Genomic DNA, 17,912 nt, shown 5'->3' with positions numbered 1-17,912 from the left:
TTAGCGGGGTGCCTGACCCACCAACGCCCGCGTCGCCGCTTCCACATCCGCCTGCCGCATCAGACTCTCGCCGACCAGCAGGGCGTCGGCGCCGGCGGCCACGACGGTGGCCACATCCCCGGGCGTGAACAGGCCGCTCTCGGCGACGAGGGTGGCACCCTCGGGAGCCAGCGGGGCGAGGCGGGCGAAGGTTGTGATGTCGACCTCGAAGGTTCTGAGCGACCGATTGTTCACCCCGATAAAGTCCGCGCCCAGCGCCACGGCGCGGGCCATTTCGGCCTCGTCATGGGTCTCGACCAGGGCGTCCATGCCAAAGCGCCGGGCCTCGTGCAGCAGCTCTGCGGCCAGGGTGTCGTCGACCATATCCATGATGATCAGGATGCAGTCGGCCCCCAGCGCCCGGCTCTCGGCCACCTGCCAGGGATCGACGAGGAAATCCTTCCGGAGGCAGGGCAGGCGGGTGGCCCCGTGAGCCGCGACCAGAAAGGCGTCATCGCCCTGAAAGCTCGGCCCGTCGGTCAGCACCGACAGACAGTCGGCGCCGCCGCGTTCATAGGCCTTCGCCAGTTCCAGAGGGTTGAAGTCGGCGCGGATCAGGCCCTTGGACGGGCTGGCCTTCTTGATCTCGGCGATCAGGCCGGGGCGACCCGTGGCGCGCCGGGCCGTAAGCGCCGCCTTGAAGCCGCGCACGCGCGGGGCCTCCAGCGCCTCGCGATCGATCTCGTCCAGTGAGGTGGCCGCCTTGCGTGCCGCGACATCCTCGCGCTTGTAGGCCGCGATCCGGTCCAGAACGTCGCTCATGCGTCCGGCTCCGGCCGGGTGTGGCTGATCGCGGCCAGCCGGGTGAGCGCCAGCCGCGCCGCGCCGTCGTCGATGGCCCGGGCGGCCAGAGCCACACCCTCGTTCAGGGTCCCGGCCCGGTCGGCCACCACAAGCGCCGCCGCCGCATTCAGCAGCACAATGTCGCGATAGGCACCGGGCGCGCCATCCAGCAGGTCCGACAAAGCCTTGGCATTGGCCTCGGCATCGCCGCCGACCAAGGTTTCCGGATCGGCGCGGGGCAGGCCTGCGTCTTCGGGCGTGACGGTGAACCGGCGCACCTTGCCCTCGTGCCATTCTGCCACCTCGGTCGGGCCGGTGGTGGTCAGTTCGTCCAGCCCCTCGCCGTGGACGGTCCAGGCGCGCTCGGCCCCCAGACGCCCCAGCACCTCGGCCAGCGGCTCCAGCAGGGCGGGGTCATAGACGCCCATGACCTGACGCCTCGCGCCCGCCGGATTCGACAGCGGTCCCAGCAGATTGAAGACGGTTCTGAAGCCGATCTCGGCGCGGATCGGCCCCACGTGGCGCATGGCCCCGTGCCAGGCGGGCGCGAACAGGAAGCAGATGCCGGCCTCATCCAGTGCGCGCCGCTGGATCTCCGCCGGGGCCATCAGATCGACCCCCAGCGCCGCCAGTACATCGGACGAGCCGGACCTGGAGCTCAGCGCCCGGTTGCCATGCTTGGCGACCTTCAGCCCCGCACCCGCCAGCACCAGGGCGGCAGCCGTCGAGACATTCCAGGTGTGGCGTCCGTCCCCGCCGGTGCCGCAGGTGTCGATCACGGGACAGGGCACGGGAAAGGGGGTGGCGGCCTCACGCATGGCGGTGGCGAAGGCGGCGATCTCCTCCACCGTTTCCCCGCGCATGCGCAGCGCCGTGACGGCGGCGGCGACCTGGGCGGGGGTCGGCTCACCCCGGAGGCAGGCGGCGAAGAAGGCCTGGGCGTCCGGCCCGGCCAGCGGACGGCCCTCGATCAGCTGGGCCAACAGCCCCTTGAACCCGTCCGACATCTCAGGCCGCCTGTGTGCGGCGCACGCCCGCCAGATCGAGGAAGTTGGCCAGCATGGCATGGCCGTGCTCGGTGGCGATCGACTCGGGGTGGAACTGCACACCGTGAATTGGCCGTGACACGTGGCTGAGGCCCATGATCTCGCCATCCTCGGTCCAGGCGGTGACGGTCAGGACGTCGGGCAGGGTCTCGCGCCGCACGGCCAGCGAGTGATAGCGGGTGGCGGTAAACGGCGAGGGCAGGCCGGCGAACAGGGTCTGGCCCTCATGATGGATGGGCGAGGTCTTGCCGTGCATCAGCGCCTTGGCCCGGATCACCTCGCCGCCGAAAATCTGGCCGATGGCCTGATGGCCCAGACAGACGCCCAGGATCGGCAGGGTCTCAGGTGCCTGTTCGATCAGCGACAGACAGATGCCCGCCTCGTTCGGCGAGCATGGACCGGGCGACAGCAGCACCGCCTCGGCCCCGGCGGACAGGGCCTGATCGACGGTCAGCTCGTCATTGCGCACCACGCGCGTCTCGACGCCCAGCTCGGCCAGATAGTGGACGAGGTTCCAGGTGAAGCTGTCGTAGTTGTCGATGACGAGGATCATGAGCGGCTTCTAGAGCGAGGGGACGCGCGCGCCAAGCGGCGGAGCGTAAACCGCGCGTTAACCCAATCAGCCTGGTCTGAGGCCTGAGAGGGAGGCCCGACCATGGACATCACACCCCAGCTTGCCGAAGCCCGCCGTCTGCTGGACGGGGACGCCCCGAAACCTGCGACGCGACAGGCGATCGGGGCGCTGGCGGCCATGGGTCTGCTGGCGGCGGCGGCGATGCTGATGGCCGGTGCCGTGGTGCTGGGCCCGGGCGTCCAGTTCGAGGACCCCGCGCCCGTGGCCTCAGTCGTTTCCTGAGACGAAACGCCCTAAACGAATCTCCAAGCGTCTTCCGCGGCCCGGATGGGCGCCCGGGCCTTGGCCAGGGTCTCGGCATATTCGGCGGCCGCGTCACTGTCGGCCACGACGCCCGCGCCGGCCTGCACGTGGATCTGGCCGGGGGTGAACAGGGCGGTGCGCAGAACGATACAGATGTCCGCCTGACCGTCGGCCGAGATGTAGCCGACCCCGCCGCCATAGCCGATGCCGCGCTTTTCGGTTTCGAGCTCGTCGATGATCTCCATGGCCCGGACCTTGGGCGCGCCCGACAGCGTGCCGGCGGGCAGGGCGGCCAGCAGGGTGTCGACGGCGTCCAGTTTCGGGTCGGCCTTGCCCGTCACGTTCGAGACGATGTGCATGACCTGGCTGTAGCGTTCGACGACGAAGCTTTCGGTGACGGTGACGCTGCCCGGGCGGCTGACGCGGCCGACATCATTCCGGCCCAGATCCAGCAGCATCAGATGCTCGGCCCGCTCCTTGGGATCGGCCAGCAGTTCGGCCTCCAGACGCTGGTCCTCTGCCTCGGTGGCGCCGCGCGCGCGGGTGCCCGCCAGCGGCCGGATGGTGACGCCGCCGTCCTTCAGCCGCACCAGGATCTCGGGGCTGGAGCCCGCCATCTGGAAGCCACCGAAGTTCAGATAGAACAGATAGGGCGAGGGGTTCTGGCGCCGCAGCGAGCGGTAGAAGGCGAACGGATCGCGCGTCCATTCGGCGGACAGCCGGTGGCTGAGCACCACCTGAAAGATGTCACCCGCCTCGATATAGCGCTTGGCCCGGTCGACCATGGCGGCATAGGCGGGGCCGTCCACCCGGGTCCGGAACCCAGGCGCGGGCAGGGGTTCGGCGCGTGGGCGGGACAAGCCCGCGTCCAGCCGGGCCTCGAAATCGTCCAGCCGGGCGATGGCGTCGGACAGCGCCTGATCCGCCGGGGTCTGGCCGTCGGGATAGGCGGCCGCGACCAGCACGATCTCGTGGCTGACGGAATCGAAGATGGCGACCAGCGACGGTCGCGTCAGCACGGCATCGGGCAGGTTCAGGGGGTCGGGATTGGCCTCGCCCAGCGGCTCCAGCAGGCGCACCATGTCATAGCCAAACGCCCCGAACAGGCCGGCGGCCATCGGCGGCAGGTCCGCCGGCAGATCGAACCGGCTGGCGGCCATCAGGTGCCTGAGCGAGGTCAGGGCGTCGTCCGGCTCATCGACGAAGCGGTCAGTCGCCACATCGGGGCCACGGGCCAGCGCCGCCTTGCCGTCGCGACAGCGCCAGACGACGTCGGGATCCAGCGTCAGGATCGAATAGCGGCCCTTGACTGCGCCCCCTTCGACCGACTCCAGCAGGAAGGCATAGGGCCGCCCCTTGCCGACCTTCAGATAGGCCGAGACCGGGGTTTCCAGATCGTCGATCCGGCGACGGACGACGACCTGGGGGGTACCCGCGTTCCAGGCCCGCGCGAAGGTCTCCGGATCAACCGGCGAACGCTCGTCGATCATCGAGGTCCGGCAGGGGCACCCGCCGGGGCGGCAGGCGCCTGCGCGGGCAGCCCCAGAGCCTGACGTGCCAAAGCGACGTCATAGCTGGCCCCGGAGTTCACCTGCGTCCAGCGAATGGCACCGTCTCCCAGACTGGAGACCAGGTCCTGGGTGATCCGCGGGCGCACCCGTTCGGCGATCGGCGCGACCATGGTGGCGTCCGAGGGGCGGATGTCATCGACGACGCCTACGGCAAAGGCCGTCTGGCTGGCCGGCTGGACAAAGACCTGTCCCTTGGTCTGGCCGAACAGGCCCTGCAGCACACCGCCTCCGATCGCTTCCTGGGTTTCCTGGTCCTGGAGCGTGTTCTCGCGGGTGATCAGGGTGGCGCCGACCGAGCGGGCCACTTCGGCGATATCCTCGCCGGCGCGGACCCGGGCGGCCAGTTCCTCGGCCTTGGCATTGAGCCTGCGGCTGTTCTCGCGCGCCGTCCATTCCCGCACCAGGATCTCCCGGACATCATCCAGCGGCGGCATGGCGGCGGGGCGGATCTGGTCGAGCCGCAGCACGAAATACTGGCCCTGACCCGCGTCGATCACGTCGCTGACGCCCCCTTCCGGCAGACGCCAGGCGGTGGCGAAGATCTGCGGCGGGGCGTTGATCTGGCTGCCATCCGCGCGGACGCCCTGTTCGGTGAAGGCGGGCAGGGTCAGGATCCGCGCGCCGACCTCCTCGACGGCCTGCTCCATCGACAGACCCCTGTTGCGGGCGGCCTCGTAGCGCTCGACCCGCTGGAACTCCTCGCCCGTCGCGGCTTCACGGCGAAGTTCCTGAACGATCGCCTCGCGCACGCCCTCGAGGGTCGCGGGCTGGCCCGGCAGGATGGTCGTCACCTGGACAACGGCAAAACCGACGCGCGCCTGGACCGGATCGGAGACCCCCGGCTGGGCCAGGCCGAACACGGCAGCGGCCACGGCCGGATCGGGAACCGCGCTGCGCGGCGTCTCGGAATAGGGTGTGGGCTGGACACCCGGATTCTGACCGGCCTTCAGGGCCGTCGAAATCCGCTGGGCCGCCTCGGCGTTTGCGGCAGGATAGACGGTGAAGCTGCGGCGCTCGGGAATGGACAGAGAGTCCTTGCGGAACTCGAACCGCTCCTGGATGGCTTCTTCACTGATTTCCGCTGCCTGGCCGGGCGGAGTGTCGAACAGAACGATCGAGGCGACCCGCGTTTCGGGACGGCGCAGCTGGGCCTCGTTCTCGTTCATGAAGGCGGTCAGCTGGGCATCGGTCGGGGCCGGGGTGGTGCCGGCCATTTCCTGGGTGACGACGAACCAGCGTCCGTCGCGGCGCTCCAGCGCGCTGTTGGCCAGCACGGCGCCATAGATGCGGGGCACCCGCGCGGCCGCATACAGGGAGGCACCATAGTGGTTCCAGGCGTACTGGTCCCGCAGGTCCTGCTCCAGGTCGGCGGGCGTCATGCCCTCGCCCTGCAGGACGGTACGGTAGGCCTCCTGGTCAAATTGGCCGGTGATCTGGTTGAAGAAGGCGGGAATTTGGCGAATTTGTTTGAGGATCAGTTCCTTGCCGGGGCGAATGCCCACGCGGTGGGCCCAGTTCTGGAAGGCCAGTTCCTGCGTCTTGCCTTCCAGATAACGGACGTGAATGTTCTGGCCCACCAGGTCCTCGACCGTGACCGGGGCACCGGTCTGCTGCTGGTAGTTCTCGCGCACCTTGTCGAAATCCGCCCGGAACTCCTGCTGGCTCAGGCTTCTGTCGCCGGCCTTGATCACATGGCGCGGCCCCAGCGAGGCAAAGATGTCCGCCTCATTGCCCACGATCACAAAGCTGACGGCGATCAGCCCGATAATGGCAAGCGCCCAGGGCGATTTGGCGAAATTGCGGAAGTTGCTGATCATGACAAACCTTGGCCAGTGCGCAGGGCCCCATGCGGGGCTTTAGTTTCGGCGTATAGGGGCAGCACCCCCCTTGCGGCAAGACACAGGCTTGGCGCATCCGTCATCTGCTCCTAAACCCTGACCATGGAAACGCCCGTGAAACTGATTGTCGGCAATTGGAAGATGAATGGCCTGGCCGCCTCGCTGGACGAGGCAGGGGCCCTGCGGCAGGCGCTGGAAGCCGATCCCGTCGATGCCCGGGTCGGCCTTTGCCCGCCCGCGACCCTGATTGCCCAGATGGCCGGAAAGCTGGGCGCGGGTCCGGTGGAACTGGGTGGGCAGGATTGCCACCAGAAGGATTCCGGGGCCTTCACGGGCTCGATTTCCGCCGCGATGCTGGCGGATGCGGGTGCGCGTCTGGTGATTCTGGGCCATTCCGAACGTCGGGAGGGGCTTGGGGAAACCGACGCGGATGTCGCCGCCAAGGTCGAAGCGGCCCTGCGCGCGGGGCTGGAGCCGATCATTTGCGTCGGAGAGTCGCTGGACACCCGTGAAGCGGGTCGGGCGGTCGCATTCGTCACGGAACAGGTTCGCGCGTCCCTGCCGGAGGCGCTGAGGGATCGACGGTTTGCCGTGGCCTATGAGCCCATCTGGGCGATCGGCACGGGTCTGACCCCGACGCTGGAGCAGATCGGCGAGGTCCATGGTGCCATCCGCGCCACCCTGGCCGAGCGGCTGGGCGAGAGCGGTCGCCGGGCCCCGATCCTGTACGGCGGGTCGATGAAGCCGGACAATGCCGCCGAAATCCTGGCCGTACCCGACGTCGGGGGCGGCCTGGTCGGGGGTGCCTCGCTGAAGGCCGATGACTTCATCCGCATCATACGGGCGGCCTGACGCCCGCTTTCGCGGGTTTGCGCCCTTTCGACAACAATGATAGAGCCCGCCGCTTGATCGGCGCAGCCCGTGCCACACATATAAGCAGCCATGCTCCAGACCCTTCTTCTCGTCGCCATCATCCTCGTCTCGATCGCCATGACGGCGCTGGTGCTGTTGCAGCGTTCCGAAGGCGGGGCCCTGGGCATGGGCGGCGGCCCTTCGGGCTTCATGACAGCGCGCGGGGCTGGCAATCTGCTGACCCGGTCGACCTGGATTCTGGCCGCGCTGTTCTTCATCCTGGCGCTCAGCCTGACCGTCGTTGGGAACATGTCGCGCGGATCGAGCTCCGGGATCGATGCCGATGCCGTTGGTGCCCTGGTCCTGCCGACCGCGCCCGCGCCTGAAGCCGCCGAGCCGGGCGTCGCCCCGCCGCAGGCCACGTCTCCCGAGGCCGCTCCGGCACCGACCCTGGACGACCTGGACTCCATCGCCGAGCCTGCGCAGTAGGGCCCGGCCCGGTACATTTTCCTGCGGATTTCAACAGACGTTTGTCCTCGCGAGAGGATCGCCCCTGTGCGCGCCGCGAATCGACGCTAAGGTGATCTCCCATGGCCCGTTATGTGTTCATCACTGGCGGCGTGGTTTCCTCATTGGGAAAAGGCCTCGCCTCCGCCGCTCTCGGCGCGCTTCTGCAGGCGCGTGGCTATAGCGTCCGGCTGCGCAAGCTCGACCCCTATCTTAACGTCGATCCGGGCACGATGAGCCCGTACCAGCACGGCGAGGTGTTCGTCACCGACGACGGGGCCGAGACCGACCTCGACCTCGGCCACTATGAGCGCTTCACCGGCGTGTCGGCGGCCAGGTCCGACAACATCACCACCGGCCGCATCTATTCGACCATCCTGGAGAAGGAGCGTCGGGGCGACTATCTGGGCGCGACGGTCCAGGTCATTCCGCACGTCACGGACCAGATCAAGCAGTTCTGCCTGACCCCCGCCCTGACCGACGAGGGCAGGGAGGTTGACTTCGTGCTGGTCGAGATCGGCGGCACGGTCGGCGACATCGAGGGCCTGCCGTTCTTCGAGGCCATCCGTCAGCTGGGTCAGGACCTGCCGCGCGGTCAGTCGTGCTTCGTGCACCTGACGCTGCTGCCCTTCATCAAGACCGCCGGCGAGATGAAGACCAAGCCGACCCAGCACTCGGTGAAGGAACTGCGTTCGATCGGCATCCAGCCTGACATCCTGCTGTGCCGCAGCGAATATCCGATCCCGGCGGACGAGAAGCGCAAGATCGGCCAGTTCTGCAACGTCCGCCCGTCGGGGGTGATCCAGGCGATGGACTCGGCCGACATCTACGCCGTGCCGCTGGACTATCACCAGGAGGGTCTGGACGCCGAGGTGCTGGCGCACTTCGGGCTGGACGATGCTCCGGCTCCCGACCTGTCGGGCTGGGAGGAGATCGTCCGCCGCCGCCTGCATCCTGACGGCGAGGTCACGGTGGCCATCGTCGGCAAGTACACGGTGCTCAAGGACGCCTATAAGTCCCTGATCGAGGCGCTGCACCACGGGGGCGTGGCCAATAACGTCAAGGTCAACATCGACTGGGTCGAGGCCGAGACCTTTGAGGGCGATCGCGAGGCGTGCGACGCCCGCCTGCAGGGCGCCCATGCCATTCTGGTGCCGGGCGGGTTCGGCGCGCGCGGGGCCGAGGGCAAGATCCAGGCGGCCCGCTTCGCCCGCGAGCGCAACATCCCCTATTTCGGCATCTGCTTCGGCATGCAGATGGCGGTGATCGAGGCGGCCCGGCATCTGGCGGGGTTCCCCAAGGCCTCCTCGACCGAGTTCGGCCCGGCGGACGAGCCGGTGGTCGGCCTGATGACCGAATGGACCGTGGGCAACCAGCGGGTGTTGCGCCACGCGGACGGTGACCTCGGCGGCACCATGCGTCTTGGCGCCTATGACTCGACGCTGAAAGCCGGGTCCCGCATCGCGGAGATCTACGGCACGACCGAGATCAGCGAGCGGCATCGCCACCGCTATGAGGTCAACATCAACTACCGCGAAGCGATCGAGGAGAAGGCGGGGCTGATCTTCGCCGGCCTGTCGCCCGACGGGGTTCTGCCCGAGACGGTTGAGCGCACCGACCACCCCTGGTTCATCGGCGTGCAGTACCATCCGGAGCTCAAGAGCCGCCCCTTTGCGCCGCACCCCCTGTTCGCCAGCTTCATCGAGGCGGCGCTGGTGCAGAGCCGGCTGGTCTAGGGAGTGGTGCGGATGAGAGGACTCGAACCTCCACGCCTCGCGGCGCTGGAACCTAAATCCAGTGCGTCTACCAGTTCCGCCACATCCGCCAGGTTCAGGGCGAGGCCTTAGACCATTTCGGGCCGGGCGGGGAAGGGCCCGCCGCGCTCAGCGCAGGTCGGTCTGTCGCTGCAGGCCGTACAGGGCCTCGTCCATGTCCTCGGCCCTGGCCGCAATAACGGCGCGGGCGTCGGTGATGGCGCGATTGTAGAGGATGGGGCCGAGGTCCTGGATGACCCGGTCGAGGACCAGATCGGCCTGCAGGGCGCCGATCTCGACGTCCAGCTCGTCCGCCAGCACCCGACGCAGGCTGGCTGATGCGGCCTGCCGGGCCTCCCGCGAGAGATCAATGGGGCGTGTCATGCTACCTCCGCCAGGGCTTCTTCGGCCTCAATCCATGCGGCTTCGGCTTCGTCGAGTGCGGTCTGGGTCTTCGCCCGGGCACGGGTCAGGCCCTCCAGCGCCTTGGGATTGTTGACCGAGGCATTGGCCATGTCGTCGTCGATGCGGGCGAGCTCGGCGGTCAGCTGCGCCATCCGCTCCTCGGCCTTCTTAACGGCGTGTCTCAGCGTTGAAGGCGAAGGGCCGGACTTCTTTTTGTCGCCCCTGTCGCTCGCACTGCGGGTGCTCGCTGCTTGAGGGGCGGCCTCTTCCTTGATCTGGCTGGGCTTGACGGCGGCCTGTCTGGCGCGGTCGAGGACGAATTTGGCATAGTCGTCCATGTCCCCCTCAAACGGTTTCACCGTGCCGTCGGCGGCCAGCCACAGCCGGTCGGCGACCAGCTCCATCAGCGAGCGGTCGTGGGTGATCAGGATGACGGCGCCATTGTATTCGTTGAGGGCATCCAGCAGGGCCCGCCGGCTGTCGATGTCGAGGTGGTTGGTCGGCTCGTCGAGGATCAGGACGTGGGGCGCGTCCATGGCCACCATGTTGAGCAGCAGGCGCGCGCGTTCGCCGCCCGACAGGGCTTCCACCTTCGTCTCCTGCTTCTCGAAGGCGAGGCCGAACTGGGCCAGCCGGCTGCGGCGGCTGCTTTCAGAGGCCTCCGGCATGGCCCGCCGGATGATCTCCAGCGGCGTGTCGGTCGGGTCCATGGCCTCGATCTGGTGCTGGTGGAACCAGCCGACCCGCATCTTCCGGTCGCGGTGCAGTTCGCCCGTTTCGATGTCGAGGGCACCGGCGATCATCTTGGCAAAGGTCGATTTGCCGGCGCCGTTAACCCCCAGCAGGCCGATCCGGTCGTCCAGATCCATGCGCAGGTTGAGGTTCCTGAGGATCGGCTTGCCCGGTTCATAGCCGACATTGGCGCGCTCCAGCCGGATCAGCGGCGGGGGCAGGGGGCGCGGGGGAGAGGGCAGGGTGAACGGGGCGACGCGCTCGTCCGGCGGCAGCTCGATCCGCTCCATCTTCTCCAGCTTCTTGACGCGCGACTGGGCCTGGGTCGCCTTGGACGCCTTGGCCTTGAAGCGGTCGATGAATTTCTGCAGGTGCGCGCGTTCGGCCTCCTGCTTGGCCTGGGTGGCCGCCATGAGGCGCAGCTTCTCGGCACGGGTCTTTTCGAACGTGTCGTAGTTGCCCGTGTAGAGGGTCAGCTTGCGGTTCGAGAGGTGCAGGATGTGGGTACAGACCTCGTTCAGCATCTCGCGGTCGTGGGAGATGATCAGGGCCGTCGCGGGGTATTTCTTGAGCCGGGCCTCCAGCCACAGGGCACCCTCGAGGTCGAGGTAGTTGGTCGGTTCGTCCAGCAGCAGCATATCCGGCTGCGCGAACAGGGCCGCGGCCAGGGCCACACGCATCCGCCAGCCGCCCGAGAAATGCGACATCGGCCGCTGCTGGTTTTCGTGGTCGAAGCCAAGGCCGGCGAGGATTTCTGCGGCGCGGGCCGGGGCACCGTCGGCGTCGATCTCGATCAGTCGGGCCCAGATCTCGCCCATCTCCTCGGGCTCGGCGGTCTCGAGGCGGGTCAGCAGGTCGTGGCGTTCGGTGTCGGCCTCCAGGATCGTCTCGATGACGCTGACGGACGTGGCGGGATGCTCCTGATCAACCGAACCGATGCGGGCGGTCTTGGGCAGGGAGACCTCGTCACCGTTGCCGGCCAGCTCGCCGAGGATGATCTTGAACAGGGTCGACTTGCCGATGCCGTTCCGGCCGACAAGGCCGACCTTGGCCCCGGGCGGCAGGGAGACGGAGGCGTCATCCAGAAACTGGCGGCCCCAGGCGTTGAAGGTCAGATTGGAGATTTGCAGCATGGGGAGGAGGAATATCGCAAAAGGCAGAGAGGCACCGGATGCGCCTGACGGCGACCGGCATCACGGGGGTGGTTGGAAAGGCGCGGGCGCCCCGCTATAAGCCCGCGACCCGAAACCCCCAAATGAAGACTGACCCCAATGACCGAACGTACCTTCTCGATCATCAAGCCCGACGCGACGCGCCGCAACCTGACCGGCGCGATCAACGCCGTGATCGAGGGCGCGGGCCTGCGCATCGTGGCCCAGCGCCGCGTCAAGCTGAGCGAAGCGCAAGCCAAGAAATTCTACGAAGTCCACGCCGAACGCCCCTTCTATGGCGAACTGGTCGGCCAGATGACCGCCGAGCCGGTCGTCGTCCAGGTGCTGGAAGGCGAGAACGCCGTGGCCCGCTATCGCGAAGTCATGGGCGCCACCAACCCGGAACAGGCCGCTGAAGGCACGATCCGCAAGCAGTTCGCCCTGTCGATCGGTGAAAACTCGGTCCACGGCTCGGACTCGATCGAGAACGCCGGCATCGAAATCGCCCAGTTCTTCACCGACGACCAGATCGTCGGCTAAGGCTAAGTGACGTGATGAGCGAGGCCCCGGTGGAAACGCCGGGGCCTTTTTCGTGGGCGAAATACCGTCTGGATGGTCTGGATGGTCTGGAATCGGCCTTCTGTCGGCTGAAGAGTTGACCCTTCTCCCGATGGGAGAAGGTGGCGCGTGAGCGCCGGATGAGGGGCGGCGGTGTGTGTCGGCGCAAGCCGTGGCAGGACCGGTGCGACGGCTCACGCCGAAGGAGGTGAGCGGCCCTCACCCCCAACCCCCTCTCCCATCGGGAGAGGGGACAAGAAAACACCGTCTGAATGGTCTGAATGGTCTGAATCCCTCCTGTGCGTCGGTCGGCCAACCCACAAGTATAGGCGCACCGGGAGGTAGGGCGGGCTGATTGGCCTCACGCGCGGGCAGGGCGTTGAACGGTCCGGAGATTTGCCATGAGGCTGCGCGCATTTAGCAACTTCATCCCGCGCTCCTCGGTTATCGAGACCAGGAATGTGAGCGGGGGCTTGAAGGGCTAGCGAGCGGCCTCTGGCGGAGCTACGTTCTCTTTATGCGTATCGTCGTTCTAGCCGCGATCCTTGGCGCGATGGGGAGTTGCTCGCCCACACAGCGGGAAGCTGAGCAACTTTCAGATTCAAGTCCCAGCGGCCCAGAATACAACGTTGCCTATGAAGCCACTGAGGGTGGCTTCAAGGGTATGTCTATGTTCATCGACCCGCCGTCGGGGGAAACTTGGGTCGCGTTTCGTGACGATCACGAGAGGGTAGCGAATGAGGGTTTCGGGGACGCCCTCGTTGCGTGCACCGAAGGTCGCTGGAATGCTACAAGATGTATGGTCTGCCCTTATTGTCGGAGTTGCCGCCTCCTGACTTCCTCGACGGTGAGTTTCTATACTCGGCTCGTCCTGTAGAATTCTGGGCGACAACATGTACGGAAATTACAGCCACGTCGGATAGGGGCGCATCAACGAGTGTCGTCTGTCCAACGCTCGGCCTCGTCGCGTTTTCGTTAGCAATCGTCGGGAGCGAAATGCCGCCGGATCGATATGAGCTGAAGAGTTGGGCCGGTCTTTTCGGCCAACGTTACTGACCACTTTGTCCTGAATTCAAGCGCCTGCTGGGCCTCGAATACCAACGGCGAAGCTTCACTCCTCTCACAACTCCCCACAGAACCTCGCCAGCGCCTGCGGATACAGCCGGTGTTCAGCCTCGAGAACGCGGGCAGCCAGAGTTTCCGGGGTATCGCCTTCCAGAACCGGCACGCGCGCCTGATCGAGCACGGGGCCTTCGTCCACGCCTTCGCTGACGAGGTGGACGGTACAGCCGGCCTCGGCGTCGCCGGCCTCGAGGGCGCGGCGGTGGGTGTCGAGGCCCGGGTATTTCGGCAGCAGGCTGGGGTGGATGTTCAGCATCCGGCCGGACCAGCGCCCGACCAGCCATGGTGTCAGGACGCGCATATAGCCGGCGAGGGCGACGACCTCGATGCCGTGGGCCCTCAGCGCCGCGTCGAGGGCCGCCTCATGCGCCTGCCGGTTCTTGCCGAACGGGGCATGGGGCAGGGCGACCGTCGGGAGGCCGCGCCCGGCGGCCCAGGCCAGACCCGGCGCCTCGGGGCGGTTCGACAGCACGAGAGCGACTTCATAAGCCGGGTTAACTGTCTCAACCAGAGCCCGCAAATTACTGCCGGTTCCCGAGATCAGGACGGCGACGCGGACAGGCGGTCGGGACACGCGCGTCGGCTACTGTGCGGGCGCGACGCGGTAATCGCCGGCCGGACCGGGGAAGGTCACCGGGCTCTCAAAGCCGTCTGCGGACACGGCCGAGACGCCGAAGAACCAGTCGTCGATGACCACGCCCTTGAGCACCGCCGAGGTCGTGTCGCCGCCCTCGACCCAGAGGCTGTGGGTCCATTGCGGGGCGGTAGTGGACCGCCACCAGACACGGTAGCCCGCCGCACCGGGCACAGGCTGCCAGCGCAGGGTGGTGTCCGGCAGGACCGCGCCCTCGACGACCACGCCGGTCGGCGGGGCCGGGGCCCATGCGAGCGCTGCCATGGTGATGACGTTCAGCCGGGTTGCCTGGGCCAGATAGTCGAAATCGACCCCGTCGATGGTGTCGCCATAGCGAATCCCGTTCTCGACCCTGAGGTCCTGATGCTGGCGGTCGTAGTTTTCGGAGCCCTCGGTGATGCGCACGGCGGGGAAGCCGACACGCAGCATGGCCACCTGATCACCGCCGCGACCGTAGCGGTCGGTGCGATAGACCATCTCGACGTCGAAATTGGTCAGGTAACGGTCGGCGATGCTGTCGATATAGCGGGCCAGATTGCGGGAGGAAGAGTCGACCTCCCCTCCGTTGTAGCGGCGGGTCGCGGCCTGGGATTCGGTCTCGACCGTCTTGGTGCCTTCCGAGAAGACGCGGATGCGGGTGTTGTCGATGACACCGTTCTGGCCCTCGATATTGCCGACCATGTCATTGTTCAGGTTGGCCTGGACGAACCAGCCCTGTTCGACGGCATAGTCCGCGACGATGCCCGCGCCGACCAGGCCCTGCTCCTCACCGGTCAGGGCGGCATAGACCAGGGTGGCCTCGAACTCATAGGCCGACAGGATGCGGGCTGCCTCAATCAGGGCGGCGACGCCCGAGGCGTCGTCATTGGCACCGGGGGCGTCCGAGGTGAAGTCCATCACATCGGTGACGCGTGAGTCCAAATGGCCGGAGATGATGATGACGCGGTTTGGGTCCCCGGTGCCGCGCTGGATGGCGACGACGCTGACCACTTCGGTCGGATTGGGGATGCGCCGTCCGGTGACGACCTCGGAGGGGGTGACGACCTCGATACAGCCGCCGCAGGTCCGGCTGATGCTTTCGAACTCGCGGGCGACCCAACGGCGGGCGGCACCGATGCCACGCGTCTCGGACTCCGTCTCCGACAGGGTGTGGCGGGTGCCGAAGCCGACCATGGTCTCGATGTCGGCGCGCATCCGCTCGGGCTGGACCAGCAGGCCGAGCGCGCGAAGCCGGGGCTGGTCGACAGCGGCCGAGGTCTGGGCGACGGCCGGAGTTGCGAGGCCCACGGAGAGGGCCGCGCTGGCGGCGAGGCAGAGGGACGCGATCAGACGCATGGCAATCTCCTGAACAGACCGGCTACCGTGATGGCAAGCCGCCTGCGGCGTCAACCGGTCAGGCGCTGGCCTGAAGCTGGCCGCAGACAAAGGCCGTCTCGCCGGCCTCCAGCAGGGCTTCGAGCGCATCCTCGACGTGCTCGGGCCCGACAATCAGGATAAAGCCGACGCCACAGTTGAAGGTGCGGCGCATCTCGTGATCCGAAATGCCGCCTGCCTCGGCCAGCCAGTCGAACACGGCCGGCCGCGGCCAGGCCTGCCAGTCAAAGACGGCCTCTAGCCCCGGCGCGACGCAGCGCGGGGGATTTTCGATCAGGCCGCCGCCGGTGATGTGGGCGGCACCCTTGACCCAGCCCTGTTTCATCAGCGGCAGCACCGGCTTCACATAGATGCGGGTCGGCTCCATCAGGGCCTGGGCCAGGCTGCGCTCGTGCGCAAAGGGCGCGTCGTCGGCCCAGGTCAGGCCGCACGTCTCGATCACCTTGCGGATCAGGGAATAGCCGTTGGAGTGCGGGCCGCTGGAGGCCAGACCGATGACGACGTCGCCGGTGTTCTGAAGGTCATGGCGGGGCAGGGCGTGGCCGCGCTCGACCGCGCCGAGTGAAAAGCCGGCCAGATCATAGTCGCTGCCTTCGTAGAGGCCCGGCATTTCCGCCGTCTCGCCGCCGACCAGGGCACAGCCGGCCTGACGACAGCCCTCGGCGATGCCAGCCACCACACGGCGGGCGGCCTCCACGTCCAGCTTGCCGGTGGCGTAGTAGTCGAGGAACAGCAAGGGTTCGGCCCCCTGGGCCAGCAGGTCATTGACGCACATGGCGACCAGATCGATGCCGACGCCGTCGTGTCGGCCGGTGTCGATGGCGATCTTCAGCTTGGTGCCGACCCCGTCGGTCGTGGCGACGATCAGCGGGTCGGTAAAGCCCGCAGCCTTGAGGTCGAACAGGGCGCCGAATCCCCCGAGCGACGGTTCGGACCCCTTGCGGGCCGTCGACTTCGCCAGCGGCTTGATGGCGTCGACCAGGCGCTCGCCGGCGTCGATGTCCACCCCCGCCTGGGCGTAGGTCAGGCCGTTGGGCGGGGGAGAAGAACTGTCGCTCATCGAACACGAACCTGAATCAGTGGACGGAATTCCGCGGCCCCTCTTGCCATGGGGGCGCACGCGGGGGCTATAGCATCCAAATGACACCGATCACCACCAATCCGGCCCTTGCCGATTTCTGCGCCGCCCTGGCGAAGGCGCCCTTCATCGCCGTGGACACCGAGTTCATGCGCGAGACCACATATTGGCCGAAGCTGTGCCTGATCCAGGCGGCGTCGGCGGATGTTGCGGGGATCATCGACCCGATGGCCGAGGGGCTGGACCTTTCGCCCTTCCTCGACCTGCTGCGGGATCCAAAGATCATCAAGGTCTTCCATGCGGCGCGGCAGGACATCGAGATCTTCGTGCGGCTGGGGGCCATGCCCCTGCCGATGTTCGACACCCAGGTGGCGGCCATGGCGGCGGGCTTTGGCGACCAGGTGTCCTATGAGGCGCTGGTCCGGCAGATGCTGAAGAAGGAGCTGGACAAGGGCAGCCGCTTCACCGACTGGGCCCGACGCCCGCTGTCGGACGCGCAGCTGACCTATGCGCTGGGTGATGTAACCCATCTGGCGGCGCTGTACCCGCGTCTCCGCGAGCAGCTGAAAAAATCCGGACGGCTGGACTGGGTGCTGGAGGAAATGGGCACCCTGACCGATCCCCGGCTGTATGACACCACACCTGAAAACGCCTGGAAGCGGCTGAAGCCCAAGAAGTATTCGGCCAAATATCTTGCGGCCTTCGTGGCCACGGCGGTCTGGCGCGAGCGCATGGCCCAGGAGCGTGACCAGCCGCGCGGACGGATCATCAAGGATGAGGCGATCGACGAGATCGCCACCCAGGCGCCGACCGATCCGGATGCCTTCAACCGCCTGCGGTCCGTGTCCAAGGGATTCGGCACCTCGCGGCTGGGCGAAAGCCTGATCGCCGAGCTGAAGACCGTACTGGCGGATCCGGAAGCCCACGCGCCCGTGCTGGACCGTCCGGGTCACCGCCCGGCGGCGGCGCCGTCAGTGGTCGAACTGCTCAAGGTGCTGCTGAAGGCCAAGAGCGACAATGCCGGCGTGGCCACCAAGATGATCGCCAATGTCTCGGACCTTGAGAAGATCGCGCTGGACGACAATGCGCCGGTCGACGCCCTGAAGGGTTGGCGGCGCGAGATGTTCGGCGAGGATGCGCTGAAGCTGAAACGCGGTGAGATCGCCCTGGTGCTGAACGGCGCGCGCGTCGAGGTGGTCGAGATCGAGGGTTAGGCCGGGGGCGCGGCTGCAGGCTCCCACAGCTCAATGGGATTGCCCTCGGGGTCGTGGATGCGGGCGAAGCGACCGACCTCGGGTGCATCCCATTCGGCCTTGGTCAACACCGCGATGCCGGCGGCCGTCAGCGAGGCGATCAGGCCGTCCAGATCGTCGACACGCAGGTTCAGCATCCAGCGCTTGTCGGCGGCGAAATAGTCGCTGTCGGCCTTGAACGGGGCAAACACCGTCGGTCCGGCCTGCTGATTCCAGATGAAGACGCCCGGCGGGGCGCCGACGCCCAGATGGGTCAGATACCATTCGGCCAGGGCCTCGGGGTTGTCTGACCGGAAGAAGAAGCCGCCGATGCCGGTGACTGCCATGGGTGTCCCTCC

General features: G+C 67.3%; 17 protein-coding genes and 1 tRNA gene. 6 read left to right on the top strand and 12 right to left on the bottom strand.

Annotated elements, in window-relative coordinates; all coding sequences use genetic code 11:
* The 3 genes from trpC to IBJ06_RS06370 are packed head-to-tail and all read right to left on the bottom strand — an operon-like array spanning position 1 to position 2,421.
* Positions 1–801, bottom strand: coding sequence for an indole-3-glycerol phosphate synthase TrpC (gene trpC / locus IBJ06_RS06380; protein ID WP_292158339.1), 801 nt, complete (start codon positions 799–801; stop codon positions 1–3).
* On the bottom strand, positions 798–1,829 hold the full coding sequence (gene trpD / locus IBJ06_RS06375; RefSeq protein ID WP_292158337.1) for an anthranilate phosphoribosyltransferase: 1,032 nt from the start codon (positions 1,827–1,829) through the stop codon (positions 798–800). Before trpD ends, trpC begins: the two co-directional genes overlap by 4 nt.
* 1 nt (position 1,830) lies before the next feature.
* The gene (locus IBJ06_RS06370) at positions 1,831–2,421 is read right to left on the bottom strand and encodes an aminodeoxychorismate/anthranilate synthase component II (protein ID WP_292158335.1); all 591 of its coding nucleotides are present in this window, start codon (positions 2,419–2,421) and stop codon (positions 1,831–1,833) included.
* Between the two features lie 102 nt (positions 2,422–2,523).
* Between IBJ06_RS06370 and IBJ06_RS06365 the strand changes: the two genes are divergently transcribed.
* Positions 2,524–2,724 (top strand): peptidoglycan-binding protein, encoded by a 201-nt coding sequence (locus tag IBJ06_RS06365; RefSeq protein ID WP_292158333.1) that lies wholly within the window; start codon positions 2,524–2,526, stop codon positions 2,722–2,724.
* Between the two features lie 11 nt (positions 2,725–2,735).
* On the opposite strand, the gene trpE is transcribed toward IBJ06_RS06365, so the two are convergent.
* Both trpE and IBJ06_RS06355 read right to left on the bottom strand, forming a co-directional pair.
* The gene (trpE, locus tag IBJ06_RS06360; protein ID WP_292158331.1) at positions 2,736–4,235 is read right to left on the bottom strand and encodes an anthranilate synthase component I; all 1,500 of its coding nucleotides are present in this window, start codon (positions 4,233–4,235) and stop codon (positions 2,736–2,738) included.
* Positions 4,232–6,133 carry a peptidylprolyl isomerase gene (locus IBJ06_RS06355; protein WP_292158329.1) on the bottom strand — a complete coding sequence of 634 codons (1,902 nt, stop codon included), beginning with the start codon at positions 6,131–6,133 and terminating at the stop codon, positions 4,232–4,234. The genes trpE and IBJ06_RS06355 overlap by 4 nt, the downstream gene beginning before the upstream one ends.
* A 123-nt stretch (positions 6,134–6,256) precedes the next feature.
* On the opposite strand from IBJ06_RS06355, the gene tpiA reads away from it, so the two are divergent.
* The 3 genes from tpiA to IBJ06_RS06340 all read left to right on the top strand — a co-directional run bounded on the left by tpiA (position 6,257) and on the right by IBJ06_RS06340 (position 9,249).
* Positions 6,257–7,006: a triose-phosphate isomerase gene (tpiA, locus tag IBJ06_RS06350; protein ID WP_292158327.1), complete on the top strand. Its 750-nt coding sequence runs from the start codon at positions 6,257–6,259 to the stop codon at positions 7,004–7,006.
* A gap of 90 nt (positions 7,007–7,096) precedes the next feature.
* Positions 7,097–7,495 carry a preprotein translocase subunit SecG gene (gene secG / locus IBJ06_RS06345; RefSeq protein ID WP_292158325.1) on the top strand — a complete coding sequence of 133 codons (399 nt, stop codon included), beginning with the start codon at positions 7,097–7,099 and terminating at the stop codon, positions 7,493–7,495.
* 101 nt (positions 7,496–7,596) lie between these two features.
* The gene (locus IBJ06_RS06340; protein ID WP_292158323.1) at positions 7,597–9,249 is read left to right on the top strand and encodes a CTP synthase; all 1,653 of its coding nucleotides are present in this window, start codon (positions 7,597–7,599) and stop codon (positions 9,247–9,249) included.
* Between the two features lie 4 nt (positions 9,250–9,253).
* Here IBJ06_RS06340 and IBJ06_RS06335 read toward each other — a convergent pair.
* From IBJ06_RS06335 to IBJ06_RS06325, 3 genes are all read right to left on the bottom strand, one after another.
* Positions 9,254–9,338, bottom strand: a tRNA-Leu gene (locus tag IBJ06_RS06335).
* A 58-nt stretch (positions 9,339–9,396) separates the two neighbouring features.
* A complete protein-coding gene (locus tag IBJ06_RS06330) occupies positions 9,397–9,651 on the bottom strand; it encodes a DUF2164 domain-containing protein (RefSeq protein ID WP_292158321.1) in 255 nt (84 codons plus the stop codon).
* Entirely contained in the window at positions 9,648–11,537 is a 1,890-nt protein-coding gene (locus IBJ06_RS06325) for an ABC-F family ATP-binding cassette domain-containing protein (RefSeq protein ID WP_292158319.1), read from the bottom strand. Before IBJ06_RS06325 ends, IBJ06_RS06330 begins: the two co-directional genes overlap by 4 nt.
* A 138-nt stretch (positions 11,538–11,675) precedes the next feature.
* Between IBJ06_RS06325 and ndk the strand changes: the two genes are divergently transcribed.
* Positions 11,676–12,095, top strand: a complete 420-nt coding sequence (ndk, locus tag IBJ06_RS06320; RefSeq protein ID WP_292158316.1) for a nucleoside-diphosphate kinase — start codon at positions 11,676–11,678, stop codon at positions 12,093–12,095.
* Between the two features lie 1,138 nt (positions 12,096–13,233).
* On the opposite strand, the gene purN is transcribed toward ndk, so the two are convergent.
* Genes purN through purM form a run of 3 tightly spaced genes read right to left on the bottom strand, consistent with a single transcriptional unit; the run spans position 13,234 to position 16,303 of the window.
* Entirely contained in the window at positions 13,234–13,809 is a 576-nt protein-coding gene (purN, locus tag IBJ06_RS06315; protein ID WP_292158314.1) for a phosphoribosylglycinamide formyltransferase, read from the bottom strand.
* A gap of 9 nt (positions 13,810–13,818) precedes the next feature.
* Positions 13,819–15,204 (bottom strand): M28 family peptidase, encoded by a 1,386-nt coding sequence (locus IBJ06_RS06310; protein WP_292158312.1) that lies wholly within the window; start codon positions 15,202–15,204, stop codon positions 13,819–13,821.
* A 58-nt stretch (positions 15,205–15,262) separates the two neighbouring features.
* Positions 15,263–16,303, bottom strand: a complete 1,041-nt coding sequence (gene purM / locus IBJ06_RS06305) for a phosphoribosylformylglycinamidine cyclo-ligase (protein WP_292158310.1) — start codon at positions 16,301–16,303, stop codon at positions 15,263–15,265.
* Between the two features lie 80 nt (positions 16,304–16,383).
* On the opposite strand from purM, the gene rnd reads away from it, so the two are divergent.
* Entirely contained in the window at positions 16,384–17,535 is a 1,152-nt protein-coding gene (gene rnd, locus IBJ06_RS06300) for a ribonuclease D (protein ID WP_292158308.1), read from the top strand.
* Here the strand turns inward: rnd and IBJ06_RS06295 are convergent.
* Positions 17,532–17,900 (bottom strand): VOC family protein, encoded by a 369-nt coding sequence (locus tag IBJ06_RS06295; protein WP_292158306.1) that lies wholly within the window; start codon positions 17,898–17,900, stop codon positions 17,532–17,534. The genes rnd and IBJ06_RS06295 overlap by 4 nt on opposite strands.
* Between the last annotated feature and the right edge of the window lie 12 nt (positions 17,901–17,912).

It is taken from the genome of Brevundimonas sp. (assembly GCF_016742135.1).
Classification (GTDB): Bacteria; Pseudomonadota; Alphaproteobacteria; order Caulobacterales; family Caulobacteraceae; genus Brevundimonas.
The sequence above is the reverse complement of the archived record's forward strand: the minus strand, read 5'-3'. Positions and strand labels throughout refer to the sequence as shown.

Excerpts from the sequence above, each read along its gene's own strand:
- trpC (WP_292158339.1), bottom strand. The coding sequence starts at position 801 with ATGAGCGACGTTCTGGACCGGATCGCGGCCTACAAGCGCGAGGATGTC.
- trpD (WP_292158337.1), bottom strand. The coding sequence starts at position 1,829 with ATGTCGGACGGGTTCAAGGGGCTGTTGGCCCAGCTGATCGAGGGCCGT.
- IBJ06_RS06370 (WP_292158335.1), bottom strand. The coding sequence starts at position 2,421 with ATGATCCTCGTCATCGACAACTACGACAGCTTCACCTGGAACCTCGTC.
- IBJ06_RS06365 (WP_292158333.1), top strand. The coding sequence starts at position 2,524 with ATGGACATCACACCCCAGCTTGCCGAAGCCCGCCGTCTGCTGGACGGG.
- trpE (WP_292158331.1), bottom strand. The coding sequence starts at position 4,235 with ATGATCGACGAGCGTTCGCCGGTTGATCCGGAGACCTTCGCGCGGGCC.
- IBJ06_RS06355 (WP_292158329.1), bottom strand. The coding sequence starts at position 6,133 with ATGATCAGCAACTTCCGCAATTTCGCCAAATCGCCCTGGGCGCTTGCC.
- tpiA (WP_292158327.1), top strand. The coding sequence starts at position 6,257 with ATGGAAACGCCCGTGAAACTGATTGTCGGCAATTGGAAGATGAATGGC.
- secG (WP_292158325.1), top strand. The coding sequence starts at position 7,097 with ATGCTCCAGACCCTTCTTCTCGTCGCCATCATCCTCGTCTCGATCGCC.
- IBJ06_RS06340 (WP_292158323.1), top strand. The coding sequence starts at position 7,597 with ATGGCCCGTTATGTGTTCATCACTGGCGGCGTGGTTTCCTCATTGGGA.
- IBJ06_RS06330 (WP_292158321.1), bottom strand. The coding sequence starts at position 9,651 with ATGACACGCCCCATTGATCTCTCGCGGGAGGCCCGGCAGGCCGCATCA.
- IBJ06_RS06325 (WP_292158319.1), bottom strand. The coding sequence starts at position 11,537 with ATGCTGCAAATCTCCAATCTGACCTTCAACGCCTGGGGCCGCCAGTTT.
- ndk (WP_292158316.1), top strand. The coding sequence starts at position 11,676 with ATGACCGAACGTACCTTCTCGATCATCAAGCCCGACGCGACGCGCCGC.
- IBJ06_RS06310 (WP_292158312.1), bottom strand. The coding sequence starts at position 15,204 with ATGCGTCTGATCGCGTCCCTCTGCCTCGCCGCCAGCGCGGCCCTCTCC.
- purM (WP_292158310.1), bottom strand. The coding sequence starts at position 16,303 with ATGAGCGACAGTTCTTCTCCCCCGCCCAACGGCCTGACCTACGCCCAG.
- rnd (WP_292158308.1), top strand. The coding sequence starts at position 16,384 with ATGACACCGATCACCACCAATCCGGCCCTTGCCGATTTCTGCGCCGCC.
- IBJ06_RS06295 (WP_292158306.1), bottom strand. The coding sequence starts at position 17,900 with ATGGCAGTCACCGGCATCGGCGGCTTCTTCTTCCGGTCAGACAACCCC.